20 protein-coding genes and 1 pseudogene are annotated in these 22,733 nt (G+C 54.3%); 18 read left to right on the top strand and 3 right to left on the bottom strand.

Features of this window, described 5'->3' with window-relative positions; genetic code table 11:
• The first annotated feature begins 15 nt into the window (after positions 1 to 15).
• The 8 genes from A3220_RS06550 to A3220_RS06515 all read left to right on the top strand — a co-directional run bounded on the left by A3220_RS06550 (position 16) and on the right by A3220_RS06515 (position 8,210).
• Positions 16 to 885 (top strand): OmpA family protein, encoded by an 870-nt coding sequence (locus tag A3220_RS06550; protein WP_054641112.1) that lies wholly within the window; start codon positions 16 to 18, stop codon positions 883 to 885.
• A 212-nt stretch (positions 886 to 1,097) separates the two neighbouring features.
• A complete protein-coding gene (thrS, locus tag A3220_RS06545) occupies positions 1,098 to 3,020 on the top strand; it encodes a threonine--tRNA ligase (RefSeq protein ID WP_062373888.1) in 1,923 nt (640 codons plus the stop codon).
• Positions 3,021 to 3,032: 12 nt separating this feature from the next.
• Positions 3,033 to 3,572: a translation initiation factor IF-3 gene (gene infC / locus A3220_RS06540; protein ID WP_074210535.1), complete on the top strand. Its 540-nt coding sequence runs from the start codon at positions 3,033 to 3,035 to the stop codon at positions 3,570 to 3,572.
• A gap of 81 nt (positions 3,573 to 3,653) precedes the next feature.
• Positions 3,654 to 3,848 (top strand): 50S ribosomal protein L35, encoded by a 195-nt coding sequence (gene rpmI / locus A3220_RS06535; protein WP_009724291.1) that lies wholly within the window; start codon positions 3,654 to 3,656, stop codon positions 3,846 to 3,848.
• A gap of 57 nt (positions 3,849 to 3,905) precedes the next feature.
• A complete protein-coding gene (rplT, locus tag A3220_RS06530) occupies positions 3,906 to 4,259 on the top strand; it encodes a 50S ribosomal protein L20 (RefSeq protein ID WP_009097607.1) in 354 nt (117 codons plus the stop codon).
• Positions 4,260 to 4,415: 156 nt separating this feature from the next.
• Positions 4,416 to 5,435, top strand: coding sequence for a phenylalanine--tRNA ligase subunit alpha (pheS, locus tag A3220_RS06525; protein WP_044629431.1), 1,020 nt, complete (start codon positions 4,416 to 4,418; stop codon positions 5,433 to 5,435).
• A gap of 26 nt (positions 5,436 to 5,461) precedes the next feature.
• A complete protein-coding gene (pheT, locus tag A3220_RS06520; protein WP_062373886.1) occupies positions 5,462 to 7,843 on the top strand; it encodes a phenylalanine--tRNA ligase subunit beta in 2,382 nt (793 codons plus the stop codon).
• 67 nt (positions 7,844 to 7,910) lie between these two features.
• A complete protein-coding gene (locus tag A3220_RS06515; RefSeq protein ID WP_044629429.1) occupies positions 7,911 to 8,210 on the top strand; it encodes an integration host factor subunit alpha in 300 nt (99 codons plus the stop codon).
• Positions 8,211 to 8,290: 80 nt separating this feature from the next.
• On the opposite strand, the gene A3220_RS06510 is transcribed toward A3220_RS06515, so the two are convergent.
• A complete protein-coding gene (locus tag A3220_RS06510; protein WP_058576340.1) occupies positions 8,291 to 8,497 on the bottom strand; it encodes a DUF2788 domain-containing protein in 207 nt (68 codons plus the stop codon).
• A gap of 157 nt (positions 8,498 to 8,654) precedes the next feature.
• Between A3220_RS06510 and A3220_RS06505 the strand changes: the two genes are divergently transcribed.
• From A3220_RS06505 to A3220_RS06470, 8 genes and pseudogenes are all read left to right on the top strand, one after another.
• Positions 8,655 to 9,116, top strand: a complete 462-nt coding sequence (locus A3220_RS06505; protein ID WP_044629427.1) for a flavodoxin — start codon at positions 8,655 to 8,657, stop codon at positions 9,114 to 9,116.
• A 2-nt stretch (positions 9,117 to 9,118) separates the two neighbouring features.
• Positions 9,119 to 9,487, top strand: a complete 369-nt coding sequence (locus A3220_RS06500) for a hypothetical protein (RefSeq protein ID WP_044629426.1) — start codon at positions 9,119 to 9,121, stop codon at positions 9,485 to 9,487.
• Positions 9,488 to 9,638: 151 nt separating this feature from the next.
• Entirely contained in the window at positions 9,639 to 10,991 is a 1,353-nt protein-coding gene (gene tig / locus A3220_RS06495) for a trigger factor (protein WP_062373883.1), read from the top strand.
• Between the two features lie 65 nt (positions 10,992 to 11,056).
• Positions 11,057 to 11,674, top strand: a complete 618-nt coding sequence (gene clpP / locus A3220_RS06490) for an ATP-dependent Clp endopeptidase proteolytic subunit ClpP (RefSeq protein ID WP_044629424.1) — start codon at positions 11,057 to 11,059, stop codon at positions 11,672 to 11,674.
• Positions 11,675 to 11,748: 74 nt separating this feature from the next.
• Positions 11,749 to 13,029, top strand: coding sequence for an ATP-dependent Clp protease ATP-binding subunit ClpX (gene clpX, locus A3220_RS06485; protein ID WP_062373880.1), 1,281 nt, complete (start codon positions 11,749 to 11,751; stop codon positions 13,027 to 13,029).
• Positions 13,030 to 13,228: 199 nt separating this feature from the next.
• On the top strand, positions 13,229 to 15,655 hold the full coding sequence (gene lon / locus A3220_RS06480; protein WP_062373878.1) for an endopeptidase La: 2,427 nt from the start codon (positions 13,229 to 13,231) through the stop codon (positions 15,653 to 15,655).
• A 191-nt stretch (positions 15,656 to 15,846) separates the two neighbouring features.
• Positions 15,847 to 16,119, top strand: coding sequence for an HU family DNA-binding protein (locus A3220_RS06475; protein ID WP_044629421.1), 273 nt, complete (start codon positions 15,847 to 15,849; stop codon positions 16,117 to 16,119).
• Between the two features lie 111 nt (positions 16,120 to 16,230).
• Positions 16,231 to 18,049: pseudogene (locus A3220_RS06470) on the top strand (SurA N-terminal domain-containing protein).
• Between the two features lie 58 nt (positions 18,050 to 18,107).
• On the opposite strand, the gene A3220_RS06465 reads toward A3220_RS06470, so the two are convergent.
• Positions 18,108 to 18,899 carry a UDP-2,3-diacylglucosamine diphosphatase gene (locus tag A3220_RS06465; RefSeq protein WP_054645075.1) on the bottom strand — a complete coding sequence of 264 codons (792 nt, stop codon included), beginning with the start codon at positions 18,897 to 18,899 and terminating at the stop codon, positions 18,108 to 18,110.
• A gap of 14 nt (positions 18,900 to 18,913) precedes the next feature.
• Positions 18,914 to 19,414 carry a peptidylprolyl isomerase gene (locus tag A3220_RS06460; RefSeq protein WP_044629418.1) on the bottom strand — a complete coding sequence of 167 codons (501 nt, stop codon included), beginning with the start codon at positions 19,412 to 19,414 and terminating at the stop codon, positions 18,914 to 18,916.
• Positions 19,415 to 19,570: 156 nt separating this feature from the next.
• On the opposite strand from A3220_RS06460, the gene A3220_RS06455 reads away from it, so the two are divergent.
• Complete coding sequence (locus A3220_RS06455) at positions 19,571 to 21,250, top strand: glutamine--tRNA ligase/YqeY domain fusion protein (RefSeq protein WP_062361283.1); 1,680 nt, start codon at positions 19,571 to 19,573, stop codon at positions 21,248 to 21,250.
• A gap of 11 nt (positions 21,251 to 21,261) precedes the next feature.
• A complete protein-coding gene (cysS, locus tag A3220_RS06450) occupies positions 21,262 to 22,647 on the top strand; it encodes a cysteine--tRNA ligase (RefSeq protein ID WP_062373876.1) in 1,386 nt (461 codons plus the stop codon).
• The last annotated feature ends 86 nt before the right edge of the window (positions 22,648 to 22,733 follow it).

Genomic DNA, 22,733 nt, shown 5'->3' with positions numbered 1-22,733 from the left:
AAGAAGGAGTCTTGCATGAAAAAATCAACGACTGGCTTGCTAATCGGTTCTGCTCTAGTCGTCGGCCTGTCAGGTTGCGCTAGCTCAGCCTCTCAGTCTTCTGGCCAAGCAGGCGCCAACAGCGGCCAAAGCTGGTACCAGCACCCCGCGGTTTGTGGTTTGGCGGGCAGTATCATCGGCGGTAGCATTGGTTATGCCACCAGCAGCAGCTCAGATGAAGATGCGGGTGCCGCAACCGGCGCAGCGGCTGGCGCAGCTATCGGTGGTCTGCTGTGTGCAGATCGTACACCTGAGCCGGTAGCACCGCAGTGCCCGAGCTACGGCGAAGTGCCAGCTGGCGTTGCTGTTGATGCCGAAGGCTGCCCGCTGGACTCCGACGGTGACGGCGTGCCGGACTACCGTGACCAGTGCCCGGGCACGCCGGCTGGTGTAGAAGTTAACGCCAACGGTTGCCCGCTGGACTCCGATAACGACGGCGTGCCGGATTACCGTGACCAGTGCCCGAATACCCCGGCAGGCGTTGACGTAAACGCACTGGGTTGCCCGGAAAGCGTTGTTCTTCAGGATGTGAACTTTGAGTTCGATTCCGCCCAGCTAACACCGAATGCACAAAATGTTCTTAACGGCGTTGCTGAGCGTCTGGTTAACAACCCAGATGTACGTGTGAGCATTGAAGGTCACACCGATTCTCGTGGTTCTGACCAGTACAACAAGGATCTGTCTCAGCGTCGTGCTGAGTCCGTTGCAACCTATCTGAACCAGCGCGGCGTCGAAGCTAACCGTATGCGTGCTGTGGGCTACGGTGAAGAGCGTCCCGTGGCAACCAACGATACCGAAGAGGGTCGTTTCCAGAACCGTCGTGTAGAACTGGATGAGTGGAAGTAATCCACTTAGCTGATTAATCAATGGGTAGAGCCAGCATGCTGGTTCGTTAAACCCTTTGACAAAGAACGGGAGGCTTATGCCTCCCGTTTTATTTTACGCAGTCATAAATTCTGGTAGGCTGAGCAGCCTTCAAGATGTGCCCAATACCCCGACCATTGATAGCGAAATGTGATCCTTGGTATGGATCACCACTGCGCTCAAGGAATACCTGAATGCCTATTGTGACACTGCCCGATGGCAGCCAAAGAGCGTTTGAAGCACCACTCTCTATTATGCAGCTAGCAGAGTCCATTGGCCCTGGTTTGGCCAAGGCCTGTGTGGCAGGCAAAATTAACGGGGTGCTGGTTGATGCTGCCGATATGATTGAGCAGGATGCGGACGTCTCTATTATTACTGCCCGCGATGAAGAAGGTTTGGAAATTATTCGTCACTCGTGTGCTCACTTGATTGGTCATGCGGTGAAACAGCTATATCCCGATGCCAAAATGGCCATCGGTCCGGTCATTGATGATGGCTTTTATTACGACATTGACTTTGGCAAATCAGTCACGCCAGACGATATGGAAGCCATTGAAAAGCGCATGCAGTCGCTCATCGATCATGAGTACGATGTTATTCGTGAGTACGTCAGCCGCGACCAAGCGATGGCAGCGTTTGAAAAGCGTAATGAGCCGTATAAGCAAGAGATCATCCGTGATATCCCGGAAGGTGCGACTATCCGCCTTTACCACCACGAAGAGTACACGGACATGTGCCGTGGACCCCATGTGCCTAACACAAGACACTTAAAGGCATTTAAGCTGACGAAGCTGGCAGGTGCTTACTGGCGTGGTGACTCCTCCAATCCGATGCTGACGCGCATTTATGGCACGGCATGGGGCGATAAAAAGCAGTTAAAAGCTTACTTGAAGCGGCTGGAAGAAGCTGAGAAGCGAGACCACCGTAAGCTAGCGCGGAAGATGGACTTGTTCCACCTTCAAGAAGAAGCGCCTGGGATGGTTTTTTGGCACCCTAACGGTTGGACGATGTATCAGGCGTTAGAAGAGTACATGCGTAAAATTCAACGTGAGCATGGCTACCAGGAAATCAAGACGCCGCAAGTAGTGGATTTGTCACTGTGGAAGAAATCAGGCCACTGGGGACATTACAGTGAATTGATGTTCACCACAGAGTCGGAAAAGCGCGAGTATGCGGTGAAGCCGATGAACTGCCCATGTCACGTGCAGGTCTTTAATCAAGGCCTTAAGAGCTACCGTGACCTTCCGCTACGTTTGGCTGAATTTGGTAGCTGTCATCGAAATGAACCTTCAGGCTCGCTGCATGGTCTGATGCGGGTTCGTGGGTTTACGCAAGATGATGCCCATATTTTCTGTACCGAAAGTCAGATTCAGGCTGAGGCTGAGGCGTTTATTGCTCTAACGCTGCAAGTCTATAAAACGCTCGGTTTTGAAGACGTTGAGCTCAAGCTCTCCACCCGTCCCGAAGACTTTCTGGGTGAAGTCGAAATGTGGGATCGGGCAGAGCAGGGCCTTGAGGCCGCGCTGAACACTACTGGCTTGGCTTGGGATCTGCAGCCGGGTGAAGGTGCGTTTTATGGGCCGAAAATTGAGTTTGCGTTAAGAGATTGTCTGAATCGTGTTTGGCAGTGTGGTACTCTTCAGCTAGATTTTAATTTGCCAGGGCGTTTAGGGGCGCAATACGTCGATGAAGACGGCACGCGTAAAACCCCTGTAATGCTCCATCGTGCTATCCTGGGCTCATTTGAACGATTCCTGGGTATACTAATTGAGCATTACGCTGGTGCTATGCCACTATGGTTGGCCCCGCAGCAAGCTGTGCTTATGACCATTACCGACGCACAGCGTGATTACGCGCTTGATTTGGAGCAGCGGCTGCAAAAAAATGGCTTACGGGTTAAGGCGGACTTGAGGAACGAGAAGATCGGCTTTAAAATCCGTGAGCATACGTTACAGAAAGTTCCCTATCTCCTTGTGGTGGGAGATAAGGAAGTCGAAGCTGACTCAGTGGCCGTGCGAACTCGTAGCGGCGAAAACCTCGGCACCATGACTGTCGATGAATTCATCGAACGTTTTAATGCAGAGCGAGCAGCCCTGGCGACATCGTCAATTGCCTAAGGAGACGGAGCGATCAAGCGAAGCAATCAGCGCGGGCGTCCACAAGACAAACGCCCACCAATGAACGAGCGTATTACCGAAGAAGAAGTACGTCTAATTGATGCCGAAGGTGAGCAGTTGGGTGTTGTGCCCACCACTGAGGCTCTTGAGCGTGCGGAAGCTGCCGGTTTAGATCTCGTGCAAATTTCGAATGCCGATCCGATTGTTTGTAAAATCATGGATTATGGCAAATTCGTTTTTGAGACCAAAAAGCAGAAAGCGGCTCAAAAGAAAAAGCAGAAGCAAATCCAGGTTAAGGAAGTTAAATTCCGTCCTGGCACCGACGAAGGCGATTATCAGGTGAAGCTAAAAAACCTGATCCGCTTCTTGGAAGGTGGTGACAAGGGTAAGGTCACATTGCGCTTCCGTGGTCGTGAAATGGCGCACCAGGACATTGGCCGTAAGCTAATGGAACGGATCGCGGCAGACCTGGAAGAGATCGGAGTGGTGGAGTCTTTCCCGAAAATGGAAGGCCGCCAAATGATCATGATTCTTGCCCCGAAAAAGAAGTGATCCAACGGCGAAGTTAACGGGCCAGTGCGAAGGCGCTGGTCGGCCCTGGGTTTTCTAAAAAATATCGAGCGGAGTTCTCTCATGCCGAAAATCAAAAGCAACAGCGGCGCTGCTAAGCGCTTCAAAAAGACCGCTAACGGCTTCAAGCACAAGCAGTCTTTCCGTAGCCACATCTTGACCAAGAAGTCGACCAAGCGTAAGCGTCAGCTGCGTGGCATGAAGCAGATTCATGCTTCCGACAAAGCGCTGATCCAGCGCATGCTGCCGAACCTGTAAGGTCGAATTTTCTTATCTGAGTGCATTTAGCCTCAGTCATAAAGTCAGGAGTGTGTTATGACCCGTGTTAAGCGTGGCGTAGTTGCCCGTCGTCGCCATAAAAAAGTACTGAAGCAGGCCAAAGGTTACTACGGTGCCCGTTCGCGTGTTTTCCGCGTAGCCAAACAGGCTGTCATCAAAGCCGGCCAGTATGCGTACCGTGACCGCCGCAACCGCAAGCGCCAATTCCGTGCGCTGTGGATTCAGCGTATCAATGCTGGTGCGCGTATCAACGGCATGTCTTACAGCCGCTTTGTTGGCGGTCTGAAGAAAGCCGGTATTGAAATTGACCGTAAAGTATTGGCCGACCTGGCAGTACACGAAAAAGCGGCATTTGCTGCTATCGTGGAAAAAGCCAAGGCTGCCCAATAAGGCAATTTGCACTGAGCTAAATTCAGTGTGAAATGCCGAGGTCATTTCAGTGTGACCCATGCAGGGGAAGAGCAGCCGCTCTTCCCCTGTTTTTTTGTCACCTTCAACATGCCAGCCATCTTGAAAGATGGAACCGCTTAATTCGGAGTAAATCGGATGGACCACCTTCCTACTCTGGTGTTAGAGGCCCGCGATGCTATTCAAGCTGCGCAGAGTGTCTCAGCGCTAGATGAGTTGCGCGTACGTTACTTGGGTAAAAAAGGCGAAGTGACGGCCTTATTGAAAGGGCTGGGCAAGCTATCGGCAGAAGAGCGTCCTGCGGCTGGTGAGCAAATTAACCAAGCCAAGCAAACGTTATCAGCCGAGATAGACGCCAAACGCCAGCAGCTTGAGAGTGAGGCGCTGAATGCCCGCTTGGCAGCTGAGCGGATCGATGTAACATTGCCGGGGCGTGGGCAGGAGAGTGGTGGCTTACACCCTGTGACACGCACGCTTGAGCGCATAGAGGGTTTGTTTACCCGCGTTGGTTATGATGTGGCGGTAGGTCCTGAGATTGAGGATGACTACCATAACTTCGAGGCGCTCAATATTCCCGCGCATCACCCGGCGCGGGGGATGGCAGATACGTTTTATTTCGATGCTACACGCTTGCTGCGCACTCATACATCTCCTGTGCAAGTACGCACCATGAAGAGTAGTGAACCGCCCATCCGTATCGTCTGCCCGGGGCGCGTCTATCGCAGCGACTCGGACCTGACGCATACGCCGATGTTTCATCAGGTAGAAGGTCTGTTGGTCGATGAGGGCGTGAGCTTTGCTGATCTAAAAGGCACCATTGAAGACTTCCTTCAGGCGTTTTTTGAGCGTGATGATCTATCGGTCCGCTTCCGCCCCTCTTACTTCCCATTCACTGAACCCTCTGCTGAGGTCGATATTCAGTGCGTGATGTGTAGTGGTAACGGTTGTCGTGTTTGCTCACATAGCGGCTGGCTGGAAGTGATGGGCTGCGGGATGGTGCACCCTGAAGTTTTCCGGCACTCCGGCATTGATACCGAACGATACACCGGCTTTGCCTTTGGTATGGGCGCAGAGCGTTTGGCGATGCTGCGCTACGGCGTTAATGACCTGCGCTTGTTCTTTGAGAACGACCTGCGCTTTCTTCGTCAATTCACCTAAGACCGCTGCCAGCGACGGGAATCAACATGAAATTTTCAGAACAGTGGCTGCGTGAATGGGTATCCCCGCAGCTTGATACTCAGGCCATTGCCGATCAGATCACCATGGCGGGCCTTGAAGTGGATGCCGTTGAAGCGGTCGCCGCTGCCTTTAGCGGTGTGGTCGTGGCTGAAGTGCTGTCCAAAGAGAAGCATCCTGATGCCGATAAGCTCAACGTATGCACGGTGAACGACGGTACTGGTGAGCCGGTGCAAGTAGTATGCGGTGCGCCCAACGTTGATGTGGGTCAGAAAATTCCCTTCGCCCAAGTGGGTGGCGTGCTGCCGGGCGATTTTAAAATCAAAAAGGCAAAACTGCGTGGCGTTGAGTCGCGCGGCATGATCTGCTCGGCATCAGAGCTAGGGTTAGAGGAAGAAACCTCTTCTGGTATCCTGGTGTTACCGGCGTCGGCCCCCGTGGGCACTAGCTTTCGCGAGTATATGCAGCTCGACGATATGACCATCGAGGTGGATCTTACCCCTAACCGCGGCGACTGCCTGAGCATAAAAGGCCTTGCGAGAGAGGTAGGTGTGCTTAACCGCCTGCCGGTAAGTGGCCCTGAGATCACAGTCGTTGAAGCGAGTATCGACGATACTTTCCCCGTCACTATTGAGGCGGCTGAGCAGTGCCCTCGCTACTTAGGGCGCGTTATTAAGGGCGTGAATGTAGAGGCTGAAACGCCGCTGTGGATGGTTGAGCGGCTACGTCGCAGCGGCGTACGCTCGATTGACCCCGTCGTGGATGTCACCAACTACGTCATGTTAGAGCTTGGTCAACCGCTGCATGCGTTTGATCGGGACAACCTGCAGGGTGGCATTACTGTCCGTTTGGCACGAGAGGCGGAGCGTTTAACACTGCTGGATGGCCAAGAGGTAGCACTTCGCCCTGAAACACTGGTCATTGCCGATGAACGTGGCCCCCTGGCAATGGCTGGCATCATGGGTGGAGAAAATTCAGGGGTAAACGAAAAAACGCACACGATTTTTCTTGAGTCGGCCTTTTTTGCTCCGCTTGGCATTGCTGGGCAGGCGCGTTCCTACGGTCTGCATACCGACGCCTCGCATCGTTATGAGCGTGGCGTCGATCCAGAGCTTCCTGCCATGGCGGTTGAGCGTGCTACAAAGCTCCTGATGGAGATTTGTGGGGGGCAGGCAGGGCCCGTGGTTGAGACGGTAAGCGATGAGCATTTACCGGCACCGCGCATCATTATGCTTCGCGAGGCTCGCCTTGAGAGTGCGCTCTCCAAGCGGCTGCAGCCGGATGATGTCACCGATATCCTTCAGCGTTTAGGGCTTGAGGTTGATAAACAGGCGGAAGGTTGGTCAGTGGTCGCCCCTAGCTGGCGTTTTGACGTTGCCATTGAGGAAGACCTCATCGAGGAAGTGGCGCGTATCCATGGCTACAATAACCTTCCGGTTCGTCGCCCAGCCGCTCGACTAGCACTTCGCCCAGCTAACGAGGCACTCCTCACTCAGTCTCAGTTGCGCAACCAGATGGTTGCTCGCGGTTTCCAGGAGGCGGTGACATACAGCTTCGTAGCGCCGGACCTGCAGGCAGCAATGCTGCCAGATGCTGTGTCCCCCGTGCTTGCGAATCCGATTTCGTCGGACCTCTCGGTAATGCGCGCCAGCCTTTTCCCGGGTTTAGTGCGTGCCCTAGAGTATAATCTCAATCGCCAGCAAACCCGTGTGCGCATTTTCGAGACAGGGCTGGTATTTAACGGCCACCTCGATAACTTAACCCAAGAGCCGATGATGGGCGCCTTAGTGTGCGGTGGCCGTGAAGGGGAGGGGTGGAACAGCACTAAGGCTCAGGTAGATTTTTATGACCTGAAAGGAGATCTAGAGAGTCTTTTGGCAATGGGTGGGGCCCGGGAGGCTTGGCGCTTTGAGCCGGGCGAGCACCCCTCTCTGCATCCTGGGCAAACCGCCCAGCTCTTTTACAATGGCGAACCCGCCGGCTGGATTGGCACACTGCACCCGCAAGTGCGTGCCAAGCTGGGGCTTAAGGTTGATGCGGTGCTGTTTGAAGTTCGCCTAGATGTATTGAGTCAGGGGGAAATTCCCGCCTTTGAGCCGCTTTCACGCTACCCAGAAGTGCGACGCGATTTGGCGTTTATGCTCAAAGAAGCAACGCCTGTGCAAGCGCTACTTGATTGTGCAAAAGCTCAGGCAGGCGATTACTTGAAAGACATTAAGCTATTTGATGTCTATGCTGGTAAAGGCGTAGCCGAGGGCTATAAGAGTATTGCATTGGGCTTGACCTGGCAGCACGCTTCGCGCACGCTAAATGATGAAGAAATCAACCAGTTGGTCGACTCGATCATCACTAACGTGCGAGCCGAATTAGATGCCGAACTTCGCGGCTAACTAAGCTATGCCATGACACGACGCTTATCACGTTCTTGGCAATGCGTATGCTACATGGAGGAGCCCTATGGGTGCGTTGACCAAAGCAGAGCTAGCTGAGCATTTGCATACTGAGCTGGCGCTGTCAAAGCGAGAAGCAAAAGCGATGGTGGAGGCGTTCTTTGAAGAAATCCGCGCCTGTTTGCGTGAAAACGAGCAGGTGAAACTGTCGGGGTTTGGTAACTTTGATCTGCGTGATAAGCGCGAGCGGCCTGGTCGAAACCCTAAAACTGGCGAAGAAATCCCTATCTCTGCCCGGCGTGTGGTGACTTTTCGCCCCGGGCAAAAGCTAAAGCAGCAGGTAGAACGCTACTCAAGTGGTCAGTAGCGAGTACATCAAGCTGCCCAACGAAAAGGAGTGCCTAATGGCACTCCTTTTTTATAGGCTACAAATAGGGCGCTATCTGGCTAAATACCTCCGCCCTCAATCAGCCAAGTGATCACCACTTTAATGACGTAGCCCAACATTCCGGCACCTAGTACCACAAACAACATAATCGTGCCAAATTTGCCGGCGTTCGATTTTTTTGCGAGATCCCAAATAATAAAACACATAAAAATGATCAGGCCGCCAATCATAATGGGCGTGATCCATGTCTCAAAGGTCTGCTGCATAAGCGCTCCTGTTGGACGATTGTCGGTAGCCCATGGTGGGGCGTGCGTCATTTTTGCCAGTCGTGTTAATATTTGAGCAAATTCATCAGGTATTTGTCGACTGAACTTTGCGGACTTAACAAAGCGCAGTACGACAACTTTGCCGAGGAGTAGGTCAATGCCTAAGTTAACCATTCTGGTCGGCACCATGTATGGCGGTGCGTTAGACGTTGCAGAGCAGGTAAAGCCGCTGTTTGAGCAGGCGGGCTATGACGTTGATATTTCAGAGCAGCCCTCTGTAGACGATGTTTCCCAAGCCAGTGATCTAACGCTTTTCTGTGTGTCTACCACGGGGAGCGGTGATTTTCCCGGTAACTTTGTGCCCTTTATTCGCAGTCTAAAAGATCAAAGCCCCTCGCTGGCGGGACTGCGTTATGGGTTGATCGCGCTTGGCGATAGTTCCTACGGTGATACGTTCTGTGGCGCGGGGAGAGCCTTAGATGAGTTGCTGCAGGATCATGGTGCCCACCGTTTAGGTGAGCGCCTTGAAATCGACGCGATGGAAACCTTCATGGCGGATGATGCAGCGGTGCCGTGGGTAGAGGAGTGGATTGATGCTCAGAAGCTAAAGGTAGCATAGCCATGCAGCAAACGGTTTACTCTCCCAAGCGAGTGAGCGTAGCGGTTGGCTTATGCATCGTGATGCTCGCTGCGCTCCCGCGCTATATGGTGGGAGGGCATGAGACGCGCCAAACCCTTCTGCTGATGGCCTTGGTGCTAGTGGCTGGCGCAGCCGCGTTCCAGTGGAGGATGCTGTCTCAAGAGGCTCGTCAGGCGCTACCAGCACTAATAAAGCGTCTAGCGATCATGCTAGTGCTCGGGGCGCTGGTGATGGGGGCTTGGCACGCCATGTTTACTGATTGGATTAGCTGGCAGGTCTTTATCTCTCACGCGGCGACGTGTGGTCTGCTGCTGCATGCGGTTTCCCTGTGGTGGTCTGCGCGGGAGTAACGATTTTTGTACCTTTAAACCCTTGTAATTGGTGCTTGCGCCCCCATCTTGCGAGCATGGCGCTTGCCACCATGCGTCAGGGTTCTTAAAATTGCCCCCTTGAACATATTTTACGCAATCAACACAACGCCCAGCCGCTAGAGGACAATTCATGCAAGTTTCCGTCGAGACGACCTCCCAGATCGAACGCCGTATCACGATTCAAGTGCCGGCAGCAGAAATCGACGAGGCCGTCAGCGCTCGCTTGAAAGACACCGCGAAAAACGTTCGCCTGAACGGTTTCCGCCAAGGCCGGGTGCCAATGGCCGTCGTGCGTCAGCGCTATGGCGACAGCGTGCGCAGTGAAGTGGTAGGCGAAGTGATGCGTGAACGCTACGTTCGCGCGATCACAGAAAAAGAACTCAACCCTGCCGGTTTCCCGCAGATTGAGCCAAAAGTTAATGAAGAGGGTAAAGACCTTGAGTTCGTTGCGGTAATGGAAGTTTACCCGCAGGTTGAGCTGACCTCTATCGAAGGTACAGACGTTGAGCGCCCAGTTGTGTCTGTCAGCGAAGCAGATGTCGATGAAATGATCGATACCTTGCGTAAGCAAAACGCCGCATGGGAAGAAGTTGACGCTGCCGCTGCTGACGGTGACCAAGTCACCATCGATTTCCAAGGCTTCCTGAGCGACGAGCCGTTTGAAGGTGGCAGTGCAGAAGGCCACGCGTTGGTCATCGGTTCTAACAGCTTCATTCCAGGTTTTGAAGAGCAACTGATCGGTGTTAAAGCAGGCGAAGAAAAAACCATCTCCGTCACTTTTCCAGCGGATTACCAAGCCGAGCATCTGGCCGGTCAAGACGCCACCTTCAAGGTGACCGTTCACAAAGTAAGCAGCCAGAAACTGCCGGAAGTTGATGCTGAGTTCATCGAGCGTTTCGGTGTAGAAGACGGCGATGAAGCCAAATTCCGTGCTGAAATTAAAAAGAACATGACCCGCGAAGCGGCTCAGGCTGTTGACAACCGTGTTAAGCAGCAGGTGCTGGATGCGCTGAAAAAAGCGAACGACATTCCCGTGCCCACCGCGCTGGTTCAGCAAGAAACGGACGGCATGAAGCGTCAAGCCGCTCAGCAGTTTGGCCTGGGTGAAGATTTTGACGTTAGCCAGCTGCCGAATGAGCTGTTTGAAGAGCAGGCGAAGAGCCGTGTTCAGGTTGGTCTATTGCTAGCTGAAGTGATCAAAGCCAATGAACTGGACGCAGACGACGCGGCCATCAAAGCCAAAGTAGAAGAGCTGGCTGAGCAGTATCAAGATCCATCCGAAGTGGTTGAGTACTACATGGGTAATGAGCAGCTGAAAACCCAGGTAAAATCTGCCATTCTCGAAGAGAAAGCCGTTGAGAAGCTGCTTGAGCAAGCGAACGTCAAAGACGTCGAAATGTCTTACCAGCAAGCGTTGGCTGCTGCTCAGCAGCAGGCTGAGCAAGATGAGAAGGCCGAAGAGGGCGAACAGGCAGGCGCCTGATCTCATCGCGTGGCGCACCCTATCTGGGTGCGCTTTTCCCTTACCGGACGCAAGGAATCACCCGAATGAGTGAGTTTGATATTCAAAACGCCGGCGGTTTAGTGCCCATGGTGGTTGAGCAGAGCGCCAAAGGGGAAAGAGCCTACGACATCTACTCGCGCCTTTTAAAAGAGCGTGTGATTTTCCTGGTAGGGCCGGTAGAAGATTACATGGCTAACCTTGTCGTGGCGCAGCTGTTGTTTCTTGAGTCTGAAAACCCCGATAAGGATATCCATCTTTACATCAATTCACCCGGTGGTTCGGTAACGGCGGGTATGTCAATTTATGACACCATGCAGTTTATCAAGCCGGATGTTTCCACCGTATGTATTGGTCAGGCTGCCAGCATGGGCGCGCTCCTGCTAACAGCAGGCGCTGCGGGCAAGCGTTACTGCTTACCTAACTCCCGCGTGATGATTCACCAGCCGCTAGGTGGCTACCAAGGTCAAGCGTCGGATATTGAGATTCACACCCGTGAAATTCTCGGTATTCGTGAGAAACTGAATCAAATTCTGGCTCACCACACTGGCCAGGATGTTGAGAAAGTGGCTCAGGATACTGACCGCGACAATTTTATGAGCGCCAATAAAGCAAAAGAGTATGGCTTGATTGACGCAGTGCTGGATAAGCGACCTACATCCTGATAGCGTGATAGGATTCTGCTTTTCTAACGAGCTTTTCAGGCGGCGTCAGCCGCCGCAGTGACAGAGGTACGCGAATGGCCGACGGCAAAGGCAAGGACGAAGGTGGCAAACTGCTTTACTGCTCGTTTTGTGGTAAAAACCAAAACGAAGTTCGTAAGCTGATTGCCGGCCCGTCCGTGTATATCTGCGATGAGTGTGTCGACTTATGTAATGACATCATTCGCGAAGAAGTTCTCGAAGCCGATGCCGAGAGCGATGAGGAGCGTTTACCTACGCCCCGCGAAATACGTCATACATTGGACGACTACGTCATCGGACAAGACCGCGCCAAGATGGTGCTGTCTGTAGCGGTTTATAACCACTACAAGCGTCTGAAGTCAGAAGTACGTGAAGGCGATGTGGAGCTAGGTAAGTCCAACATCCTGCTAATTGGCCCGACGGGTAGCGGTAAAACGCTCCTCGCCGAGACCATGGCGCGGCTATTGAATGTACCTTTTACTATTGCTGATGCAACGACGCTGACCGAAGCAGGCTATGTGGGTGAAGATGTTGAAAATATCATCCAAAAGCTGCTGCAAAAGTGCGACTACGACGTTGAGAAAGCCGAGCGCGGCATCGTCTATATCGATGAAATCGACAAAATCTCGCGTAAATCGGATAACCCGTCGATTACCCGTGATGTTTCTGGCGAAGGCGTACAGCAGGCGCTGCTGAAGCTAATTGAAGGCACAACGGCGTCCGTTCCTCCCCAAGGTGGCCGTAAGCATCCCCAGCAGGAGTTTGTTCAGGTCAATACGGCCAATATCCTGTTTATTGTGGGTGGTGCTTTTGCTGGCTTGGATAAAGTCATTCGCGACCGTGCTGAGAAAGGCGGTATTGGTTTCAATGCCAGCGTGAAAAGCAAAGAGTCTTCGCGAGGCGTTGGCGAGCTACTCGCGGATGTCGAGCCAGAGGATCTGGTCAAGTTTGGCTTGATTCCTGAGTTTGTGGGTCGCCTGCCAGTGATTGCAACGCTGACTGAGCTGACAGAAGACGCACTGGTTCAGATTTTGACTGAGCCGAAAAACTCGCTGATCAAGCAGTATGCCAAGCTCTTCGAGATGGAAGGCGTCACGCTTGAGTTTAGAGACGACGCCTTACGGGCTGTGGCTGTGAAAGCCATGGAACGTAAAACCGGTGCTCGTGGGCTGCGTTCTATCCTAGAGTCTGTGCTGCTGGATACCATGTATGAAATTCCTTCCTTGGAAGGGGTGAGCAAGGTCGTCATCGATGGTTCCGTCATTGCTGGCGAAAGCGAGCCACTGTTGATCTACTCGCAGCAGGAAGAAGCGCGGGTCGACGGTACTGACGGTTAACCCTTCGGTACGTACCACGGCCTAGCTTTCACCGCTTGTGCCAAACCAAGGGGTCGCCTAGGCGGCCCCTTGTTGTTCTACGTTATTGTTGAAACGGCTGGCCAGCACACGGTGATGTGTCGTGCCATGCCCTTTCATACTGTGAGGTACTTGGCTAAGTACCCTTCAAGTACTCATCCGAATTTGAGGAACGTCTGCGATGCAGCAGAACGCCGATCAGACACAATGTCTACCCCTGTTGCCTTTGCGGGATGTGGTTGTGTATCCGCAAATGGTTATTCCGCTTTTTGTTGGCCGTGAGAAGTCCATTCAAGCCTTAGAGGCAGCGATGGAAGCCGACAAGCGTGTACTGCTGGTGGCTCAGCGCGAGGCCTCACAGGATGATCCTGATAATGCGGACCTCTACGCGATGGGGACCGTCGCTGACATCATGCAGCTGCTTAAGCTGCCTGATGGCACTGTAAAGGTGTTGATTGAAGGCAGCTTCCGCGCTGATGTTATCGATATCGAAGAAAATGAAGTGGGCTACACTCAGGCGCACTTAATCCCACGTGAAAGCGAGCCGCTTACCAGTCGTGAGCAAGAAGCGCTAGTGCGTGTCCTGCTCAATCAGTTCGAGCAGTACGTCAAGCTGTCTAAGAAAGTGCCCAACGAAGTGCTTAACTCGCTGTCGGGCATCGAAGACCCTAGCCGTTTGGTCGACACCATCTGCGCCCACCTGTCGCTGAAAATTGGTGACAAGCAAGAGCTGCTCGAAATGGATCGCGTACGCGACCGTATTGAACACCTGATGGCGCTGATTGAGTCTGAGATTGATCTGCTCCAGGTCGAGAAGCGCATCCGCTCGCGTGTTAAAGAGCAGATGGAAAAAACGCAGCGTGAGTACTATCTCAATGAGCAGATGAAGGCCATCCAGAAAGAGATGGGTGAGCTGGATAATGTACCCAACGAAGCCGAAAAGTACGAACAGGCGATCAAAGAGTCTGGGATGCCCAAAGAGGCGTCTGATAAAGCGACTCAAGAGCTTAATAAGCTCAAAATGATGGCTGCCAATTCTGCTGAGGCGACCGTAGTGCGCTCATATCTGGACTGGCTAATTGCCGTTCCATGGAAAAAGCGCACGCGCGTTAAGCACGATCTGGTAAAAGCCCAGCAGGTGCTGGATGAAGATCATTACGGCCTGGAAGAAGTGAAGGCGCGCATTCTTGAGTACCTAGCCGTACAAAAGCGCGTAAGGAAAATGAAAGGGCCGGTGCTCTGCTTGGTAGGACCGCCTGGGGTAGGTAAAACGTCCCTTGGTCAATCCATCGCCCGAGCGACAAATCGTAAGTACGTCCGCCTGGCGCTGGGTGGTGTGCGCGATGAGTCGGAAATCCGTGGCCATCGCCGCACCTATATTGGTTCGCTGCCAGGCAAGCTGATACAGCGTATGAGCCGTGCCGGGGTGAAAAATCCGCTTTTCCTGTTGGATGAGGTGGATAAACTAGGCATGGACCACCGTGGTGATCCGGCGTCAGCGCTTCTAGAGGTATTGGACCCCGAGCAGAACGACAGCTTTAGTGATCACTACCTTGAGCTGGATTACGACCTCTCTGAAACGCTGTTTATTTGTACCGCGAACTCAATGAATATCCCAGGCCCGCTGCTGGACCGTATGGAGATTATTCGTCTACCGGGCTACACCGAAGACGAGAAGCTCGCCATCGCTAGGCGCTACCTGCTACCCAAGCAGCTAGAAGCTAATGGGCTTAAGGAAGAAGAGCTAGCGCTGAATGACGACGCGTTGCTTGAGTTGGTGCGCTACTACACTCGTGAAGCGGGTGTGCGCGAGCTTGAGCGTCAGATCGCTAAAGTGTGCCGTAAAGTGCTGCGTGAGCGCTTAGAAGCTGAGCGCACCTCGAAAGATAAGGCAGGCAACAAGCTGCAGGCGCAGCAAGTGCTCTCCGCTGATCAGATTGAGACTTATGCCGGTGTACGCCGCTATAGCTATGGCTTGGCGGAGCAGGAGGACCAAGTCGGTCGTGTAACCGGCTTGGCTTGGACGTCCGTAGGTGGGGAGCTGCTCAACATTGAGTCGGTAGTGACGCCAGGTAAAGGTCGTATTAACAAGACCGGTTCGCTTGGTGATGTCATGAAAGAGTCGGTAAGTGCAGCACAAACCGTCGTGAAGGCGCGTGCTCAGGCCTATGGAATTGACCCCCAGCGCTTCGAAAACGAAGACCTGCACATCCATGTGCCCGAAGGTGCCACACCTAAAGACGGGCCCAGTGCTGGTATTGCCATGGTAACGGCGATTGTCTCCGCCTATACTCAGCGGCCAGTAAGGTGCGATGTGGCCATGACAGGGGAGGTAAACCTGCGTGGTGAAGTATTACCGATTGGGGGTCTAAAGGAGAAATTGCTGGCGGCTAGGCGGGGTGGTATAAAGACCGTCTTAATCCCTGAGGAAAATCGTCGAGATCTCAAGGAAGTACCGGAGAATATCAAAGGAGCGCTTGATATTCGCCCCGTACGCTGGATAGATGACGTGCTGTCCGTGGCGCTGGCAGAGAATGTTGCCGAAGGCGCTTCATTAAAGGGCGCAGATAAGTCTTTCAATGCAAATGCTGTTGCAAGTACCCATTAAGCGTTAAAGCAGTTTTGCTTTAATTTTACTTAATAAGTTTGCCCAATGCCTTGAGCAGCGGGCATTTCACGGTCCGGTCGCTTGACAGGTGTTTCAAGGCATTGCTATAAAACGCAGCTATGCTTTGAGGTTGATGCACTTGGTGGCCGTGCCGTTCAGAGCCATTTTTTGAAACAGTTAAGGGGTGAAGTGTGAATAAGTCCGAGCTGATTGAAGCTATTGCCGCATCTGCAGATATTCCTAAAGCAGCGGCAAGCCGCGCATTGGATGCCATGGTGGAGTCTGTCACCGATAGCCTCAAAAAAGGCGAGAGTGTTTCTCTGGTAGGTTTTGGTACCTTCGCTATTAAAGAGCGTGCTGCGCGTACTGGTCGCAACCCCCAAACGGGTCAGCCAATCGAAATCAGCGCAGCAAAAGTGCCCAGCTTTAAAGCCGGTAAAGCGCTGAAAGACGCCGTCAACTAATTGGCTCGCGTTTGCTGTAACCTAATGGGCGCATCGCATCCGCGATGCGCCCATGTTCTTTTCTGGCCCGATGGTTTGGGCAATAGATGGCTTTGATGATCTGAGGCTAGCATGCTGCAAAGTATACGAGATGGCTCCAGAAGCTGGGGTGCCAAGATAATCATTGGTGTCATGGTCGCGGCCATGGCGCTTTTTGGTGTGGAGTCGCTGTTCAGTGTCTTTGGTAGCGACCCCAATGAAGTGGCGAGCGTTAATGGCGAACCCCATTATGCGTCAGCAAGTTGAGCTAGAAGTGCAGCGCGCGCTGCGTTCTGGGCAAGTGCCTCCTGAGCAGGAGCGGGCACTGCGCAACGATATGCTCGACCAGCTCATCACTCAGTCTTTACTGCGTCAGTATGCTGAGGACGGCGGTTTTTACGTCTCCGACGCTCAGCTTGACCAGATGATCGTGACACTGCCTGAGTTTCATGATCAGGATGGGCGCTTTTCTGCAGAAATTTTCCGGAATCGTCTGGCAGGAGCGGGTTACACGCCGCTCTCGTTCCGTGAAGAGCTGCGGATGGATATCAAGCGTCAGCAACTGCAGCAGGGCTTGGCATTCAGTGACTTCAGCTTGGCCAATGAAGAGCAGCGTCTGGCAGACCTGCAAGGCCAGCAGCGAGATTTCCGCTACGTGATGCTGGATGCCAATGATGCTGCTTATGAAGTAGAGGTCACCGAGGAGCAGATGCAGGCCTACTATGACGCCAACCAGGAACGCTTCGAGCGCCCGGAACAGGTGCGCGTCGAGTACGTGGTGATCGACCGCCAGGCCATGGCTGAAGATATTGCTGTGGACGAGAGCGAACTCCGCGCTGCCTGGCGTGAGCAGAATCGCGATGCCAACCGTCGTGTTTCCCATATCATGGTGACCTTTGGTTCCGAGCGTGGCCGTGAAGAGGCCCAGCAGCTAGCCAATGAAGCGCTGGCTGACCTGAGCCGTGGTGAGAGTTTCGCCGATACCGCCGTGCGTTTTTCGGATGACACCGCTAGTGCCGAGCAGGGTGGTGATCTGGGCGTGATCAGTCGCGGCTTCTTTGGTGATGCCTTCGATGACGCAGCGTTTGCCCTTGGGGTCGGTGAGACGTCCCAGGTCGTCGAAATGGACGGTGCTTTCCATATTCTGCAGGTTACCGAGCTGGATGCGCCTTCTTTCGAAGAGCAGCGTGACCGTTTGGCTCAGGAAGTGGCGCTGCGTGAGGTCAATGATGACTTCAATCGTCAGGTGCAGCGTCTGATCGATGAGAGCTTCGCGGCAGACGATCTGCAGTCCGTTGCGGATGACCTCGGCCTGACGCTCAACGAGAGCGACTGGTTGGCGCGTGGGGAAGGTGAAGGAGCGCTTTCCGAGCCGGGCGTGCTGGATGAGGCGTTCAGCGCTGACGTGCTGGAAGAGGGCTACAACAGCGAAGTGATTGAGCTCGACAACGACCGCCGCTTAGTGCTTCGTGTCGCCGAGCATCGTGATGCAACTGTTCTGCCCCTAGATGAAGTGCGCGATGAAGTAGAGCAGGCTGTTGCTGCTCAGCAGCGCCAAGAAGCACTTCAGGAGCAGGCAGCAGAATTGATCGCCTTGCTCCGTGCGGGCGATGCCGTTGAGCTGGAGTGGCTGGAAGCCAATAACGTCTCTCGCCAGTCTGACAGTACGCTGCCTCAGGTGCTGATCCGTGAAGTGTTCCGCATGCCACACCCTGAAGAGGGCGACAGCGTTTACCGTGCCGTGACCTTGCCTCAGGGCGTTGCTGTCGTTGCATTGGACAGTGTCAACGAAGGGCAGGCCGACGAGCAGATGAATGCTTTCGTGTCACAAATGGCAGAACAACTGCGGGCTCAGGCGATCATTCAAGGATTGATCGATGACCTGCGCAGTGATGCCAGGATAGAGCGCTAAAACTAAAAAGCCGATCCATGTGATCGGCTTTTTCATGACGGGGCCTGTGCTCAATGGCTCAATGCGATTCGCTGTCGCTACCAGGCGGCTGGATCAGCGAGAACTGGCGCAGTACGGGCTCTGGGTGGCGCTCGCTCGAGTGCTCCACGACAATATCCCAGCCGTGTTCGCTATCCCAATCGCCTAACACAAAGCGTTTGGCAGGCACGTCTTCGACGGTGAGGTCATGGACCTTGGGGCGATGGGTGTGGCCATGGATCATGATGTTCACCCCATGGCGCTGCATCGTGGTCACGACTTCTGCGTGGGTCACATCCATGATGGCTTCGGCCTTGTTGGCGTTGGCATCCCCAGACTGCATACGCAGGCTCTTGGCCAACTCTAGCCGCTGCTCCAGCGGCATGGCCAGGATCTGCGCCTGCCACTCAGGGTGGCGAGACTGGGCGCGAAACGCCATGTAGGCCTCATCTTTGGTGCACAGGCTGTCACCGTGCAGAATGACGGCGGCTACGCCCTGCAATTCCACTTGCTCACTGTCGGGCAGCAGGGTGGCCTGACAGGCGTTGATGAAGCGTTCGCCGATCAGAAAGTCCCGGTTGCCGTGAATGAAAAAGATGGACGTGCCCGCATCGCTCAGTGCCCGCAGGCGCTTGATCACCTCATGGGCCACCCCGCTGAGGGGGTGAGGCGTATCCAGCAAGTCGTCTCCGATCCAGGCGTCGAACAGGTCGCCCAGAATGTAAAGATCCTCGGCCCCTTTGGCGGTATGCTCCAGGTAACGATAAAACCCCTGATTGAGCTCAGGGGTGTCGTTACTCAAATGCATGTCAGCGATCAGCAGCGTACGCATAAGACTCCCGACGGTTATTCCGCATCCTTCAGGTAGGCGCGCTCGATGACCACGTCTTCGGCGGGCACGTCTGCGTGCATGCCACGGCGCGTGGTGCTCACGGCCTTGATGGCGTTGACCACGTCCATGCCGTCCACTACTTCACCAAATACCGCGTAACCCCAGCCTTGCAGGCTTTTGCCGCTGTGGTTCAGGAAGCTGTTGTTACCGACGTTGATGAAAAACTGGGCGGTGGCAGAGTGGGGATCCTGGGTACGGGCCATGGCCAGCGTGCCGATGGTGTTCTGCAGACCGTTGTCGGCTTCGTTTTCGATGGGGTCGCGTGTCGGCTTCTGGTTGAACTCCTGGTCGAAGCCGCCCCCTTGAATCATGAAACCATCGATGACCCGGTGGAACAGCGTGCCGTCGTAAAAACCGTCGCGCACGTACTGCTCGAAATTGGCTGCCGTAACCGGGGCTTTTTCATGATTGAGCGCGATGGTGATGTCACCGTAGTTCGTCTGTAATACGATCATGGATAAATTCCTGTTCAATAAAAGCGTTCGCCTTGGCGCTGTGCATCAGCGTCACGTTATAATAGCGGTTTTGCTCGGCACCGCGAAGCGCTAACCCTGATTGCCTTTGCATCGTTTGCCCAGCACGCCATCTACCATGAGGTTATCAACACCACCATGACCAACGAGACCACCCCAGCGCCGAACTTCATTCGCAACCAAGTACGCGACGAGATAGCGGGCGGCCAGGTCACCAAAATTGTGACGCGCTTTCCTCCGGAGCCCAACGGCTTTTTGCACATCGGCCACGCCAAGTCGATTTGTCTGAACTTCGGGTTGGCAGAGCAGTTTGGTGGTGAGTGTCATCTGCGCTTTGACGACACCAACCCAGCAAAAGAAGAGCAGGCGTACATTGACGCCATCAAAGAAGACGTTAGCTGGTTGGGCTTTGAGTGGGCAGGCCCGGTACGTTTTGCCTCCGACTACTTCGACCAGCTCTACGCCTGGGCGCAGCATCTGATTCGTGAAGGCAAAGCCTATGTGGATGACCTGTCACCGGATGAGATTCGCGAGTATCGGGGTACGCTGACCGAGCCCGGCAAGCCTAGCCCCTACCGCGAGCGCAGCGCCGAAGAGAGCTTGGACCTTCTAGAACGGATGCGTAACGGTGAGTTTGGTGAAGGGGAAAAAGTGCTGCGCGCCAAAATCGATATGGCGTCGCCCAACATCAATTTGCGCGATCCGATCTTGTACCGCATTCGTCATGCGCATCACCACCAAACAGGTGACAAGTGGAAAATCTACCCCTCGTACGATTTTACCCACGGTCAGTCGGATGCCATCGAGGGTATTACTCACTCCATCTGTACGCTGGAGTTCGAAGACCACCGCCCGCTATACGAGTGGTTCTTGAACAATCTGCCGGTGCCCGCCAAGCCGCGCCAGATTGAATTTGCCAGACTGAACCTCGACTACACGCTGACCTCCAAACGTAAGCTGAAGCTGTTGGTGGATGAGCAGATCGTCGATGGTTGGGATGACCCGCGAATGCCGACCATTTCCGGTATGCGTCGCCGGGGCTATACGCCCGCTTCGATTCGTAAATTCTGTGAAATGATCGGCGTGACCCGTTCCGACGGTGGTTTGGTGGATATCGCCATGCTGACCCACGCCATTCGTTCGGACCTGGAAGATAACGCACCCCGGGCGATGTGCGTGCTCAAGCCGCTAAAAGTGGTGCTGACCAACATGCCGGAAGATCACGAGGAAGTGTACCAGGTGCCAGGCCACCCGGCGCGTGAAGACATGCCGATGCGTAAAGTTCCTTTTGGTCGTGAGCTCTACATCGATCAAGACGACTTTATGGAAGACGCGCCGAAGAAATTCTTCCGCCTAGCACCGGGCAAAGAAGTGCGCCTGCGCAACAGCTACGTAATTCGCTGTGATGACGTGATTAAAGACGATGCAGGTGAGATTATTGAGCTGCACTGCTCCGTCGATTTCGACACCCTGGGTAAAAACCCGGAAGGCCGCAAGGTGAAAGGCGTGATTCACTGGGTCAGCGCGGCCCACGGCGTGCCGATGGAAGTGCGCCTCTACGACAACCTGTTCATGGTCGAGCAGCCCGATCGTGATAAGGACGTCGACTTCCTCGAGCATTTGAATCCCGAGTCGCTGGTGGTGTGCCATGCCATTGGCGAGCCAAGCCTGGCCAGTGCCGCGCCGGAAGATCGTTTCCAATTCGAGCGAGTCGGTTACTTCTGCGCCGATCGTCACGCCTCCACTGCCGACCACCTGGTGTTCAACCGCACCGTGGGCTTGAAAGATAGCTGGGCGAAAATCAAACAGAAGGGATAAGGAAACGTCATATGCATATTTACAATACGCTGACACGCCGCAAAGAGCCTTTTAAGCCCCTTGTCGATGGCAAGGTCAGCATGTACGTTTGCGGTATGACGGTGTATGACTACTGTCACCTTGGCCACGCCCGGGTGATGGTGGCCTTTGATGTGATTACCCGCTACCTGCGCCATCGCGGCTATGACGTGACCTACGTGCGCAACATCACCGATATCGACGATAAAATCCTCAAGCGGGCCGAGGAGAACGGCGAGCCCATCGACGCGCTCACCGAGCGCATGATTGCCGCGATGCATGAGGACGAAGCTCGCCTCAACGTGCTGCCACCCAGTCAGGAGCCCCGTGCCACGGAACATATTGGCGACATCATCCGCATGATCGAAACGCTGGTAGAAAAAGGCTTTGCCTACGCCGCGGACAACGGCGACGTCTACTATCGGGTGCGCAAGTTTGCCGATTACGGCAAGCTCAACAATCGCCAGCTGGATGACATGCGCTCTGGCGCGCGCGTGGAAGTGGACGTGCACAAGGAAGACCCGCTGGACTTCGTGCTCTGGAAAGCGGCCAAACCGGGAGAGGCCCATTGGCACTCCCCCTGGGGAGACGGCCGCCCAGGCTGGCATATCGAATGTTCGGCCATGTCCACCTGCTGCCTGGGGGACACCTTCGATATTCATGGCGGTGGGCCGGATCTGACCTTCCCCCATCACGAAAACGAGATTGCTCAATCGGAAGCGGCGACAGGTAAAACCTACGTCAACACCTGGATGCATGCTGGAGCCGTTCGCGTCAACCAAGAGAAGATGTCCAAGTCGCTGGGCAACTTCTTCACCATCCGCGACGTGCTAGCCGAGCACGATCCAGAAGTGGTGCGCTACCTGTTGGTGGCAAGCCACTATCGTAGCGCTATTAACTACTCAGTGGATTCGCTGGTCGAGGCGCGCAAATCGCTAACTCGGCTGTATACGGCGTTAGACGGAGTGAACGCCGACGAACAGGCAGCCGCCAGCGATGCTGCGGAGCGCTTTACCGCGGCAATGGACGACGACTTCAATACGCCCATCGCTTTGGCCGCGCTTTTCGATTTGGCCCGCGATCTCAACCGAGCGAAAAGTGATCAGCCAGCAGAGGCACCACGCTTGGCTGGTGAATTAAAGCGTTTGGCCGGTGTGCTGGGACTACTGCAGCAAACGCCACAAACGTTTCTAAAAGGCGCCCAGCAGCAGGTAGCGCTGAGCGAAGAAGAGATCGAAGCAAAAATCGCCGAGCGACAAGCGGCGAAAGGAAGTAAGGATTTTGCCCGCGCTGATGCTATTCGTGATGAGCTGGCAGCGCTTGGCATTATTCTCAAAGATTCTCGGGAAGGAACCACCTGGGTGATCGAAGCGCCTTAATCGTTGTAAACAGTCAGGCGTCGTTACTGCGGCGTCTGACTTCAACGCAGCAGGCTCTTATACTGAAACGATACGCCCCAGAAGTT

Origin of the sequence: Halomonas sp. KX33721, from assembly GCF_001596805.1 — a bacterium.
In the GTDB taxonomy this organism is placed as follows: Bacteria; Pseudomonadota; Gammaproteobacteria; order Pseudomonadales; family Halomonadaceae; genus Vreelandella; species Vreelandella aquamarina.
This window is presented reverse-complemented; position numbering and strand designations above follow the sequence as displayed.